This window comes from Xanthovirga aplysinae, from assembly GCF_009711365.1.
In the GTDB taxonomy this organism is placed as follows: domain Bacteria; phylum Bacteroidota; class Bacteroidia; order Cytophagales; family Cyclobacteriaceae; genus Xanthovirga; species Xanthovirga aplysinae.
The window spans coordinates 1-1,613 of record NZ_SMMB01000436.1 but is presented as its reverse complement, the minus strand read 5'-3'; the positions used below and the strand labels follow the sequence as shown (position 1 = coordinate 1,613).

The following is a 1,613-nucleotide window of genomic DNA, read 5'->3' as shown; positions in this document are numbered from 1 at the left end:
ATTTTTCCTGAACTGGAGGTTAAAGGGGGATTTATCCTTGGGCCTTGAAATTGTTTGGAACTTGAATTTATGATAAATCCTAACCCTCCAAAAACAGATATTTGCCACCAGTTTTTATTAATAAAGGCATAATTTAAAGTAAATGGCACCTCCAGGTTTTTAAATTCCATTCCAATAAGATAATCGGAAGGGGCATTAGGCTTCTTAACCATGTAAAAAAAACGGGTAGGGAAATAATTGATTTCAATCCTTAATCCAATTCGATCACTAACCTGCTGTTGGGAGAACACTCCAATTCCAAATTGGGCATCATTATAGAGGTAAGGTTTTACCAATAAATCCTCAATTAAAACATCACCATAGTGCCTTTCTTGATAATCATAGGCAAACTGCAGTCCTATACTATTTTTTTGAGCTAAACTGAAATGAGATAAACCAGTAAACAGCAAAATTAGAAGAGTTCTTAAAGGTATAAAGGAGGGCATTTTTGTAGTTTATAGGGCTTCGAAACAATCATTTAACCTTTCAAACGCAGACCAACATCATTCATAAAGTACTGATTATCAGTAAAAATTTAAAATCATTTTATTTAAATTAATTTAAAAGCATGAAATCCTTTTAAAACGAATTAAATTGAAAAACCCAAAAGTATACTAAGGGCAAAAGAAACCTTTCAGAACAAATTGTATGAAAAGAATCCACCTATTTGAATTTGAAGATTTAAGCTGGTTTCCCTCCTTCTTAAGAAATTACGGCACGGATTTTTTACAATTTATGGCCAATTTTTTCGACATCTACCCTGGCATTGTTCCCATACTTAAAAAAGGATTAGAGAAAGGAGAAACTCTCCACATTCTGGATTTAGCATCTGGAGGGGGAGGAGGATGGAAAACGCTAGGAGGTCATTTAAAAAAGAAAGTTCCTGGCCTTAGGGTAACGCTTTCCGACTTTTATCCCAATTTGGAGGCTTTCAAGTCGATGAAAGGATACGATAATGAGGTGTTTGATTATTATTCTGAATCTCTCAACGCTTTGGATGTTCCCAAAGAAATCAAGGGCTTACGAACACAATTCTTGTCTTTTCATCATTTTAAACCCAAGGATGCCAGGCATTTGTTGCAAAATGCGGTCAATAGCCAGGCACCTATTGCCATTTTTGAAATTCAGCAAAGGGATTTGAGCCATTTTATAAAAGCATTATTTTCCCCTATAAGTGTATTGTTAACAGCCCCCTTTATAAGACCTTTTAAGATAGGAAGGATGATTTTCACCTATTTAATTCCACTTGTCCCATTATTCGTGTGGTGGGATGGGGTAATTTCTGTATTGAGGACTTATACTTTTGACGAAATCCATCAATTGACCGAAAATTTAGAAAAAGGAGAAGCCTACAAGTGGGAATCTGGAAAAACAAAAAAAGGACCACTGACCATAACGTACACTTTAGGCTATCCAAAATAAAATTTTGTTAATAAACTAAAGGATTACCAGGGGTATTGAGCCCTTTTTTGGGATTCTTTATTTACTGGTTTTAACTTTCTTCATAGCCACTTAACCTAAATGATGGTCCATGATAAGAAAATCCGTTCATATGTTCTTCTTATGGAGGAATG

2 protein-coding genes are annotated in these 1,613 nt (G+C 34.9%); one reads left to right on the top strand and one right to left on the bottom strand.

Annotation, left to right across the window (positions count from 1 at the left end; all coding sequences use genetic code 11):
- A partial coding sequence (locus E1171_RS01630; protein WP_155203429.1) for a porin family protein occupies positions 1 to 485 on the bottom strand: 485 nt, incomplete at its 3' end.
- Between the two features lie 202 nt (positions 486 to 687).
- Between E1171_RS01630 and E1171_RS01625 the strand changes: the two genes are divergently transcribed.
- Positions 688 to 1,461 (top strand): hypothetical protein, encoded by a 774-nt coding sequence (locus E1171_RS01625; RefSeq protein WP_155203427.1) that lies wholly within the window; start codon positions 688 to 690, stop codon positions 1,459 to 1,461.
- The last annotated feature ends 152 nt before the right edge of the window (positions 1,462 to 1,613 follow it).

Bases quoted from the DNA above. Each gene is read 5' to 3' on its own strand.
- E1171_RS01625 (WP_155203427.1), top strand. From the start codon at position 688: ATGAAAAGAATCCACCTATTTGAATTTGAAGATTTAAGCTGGTTTCCC.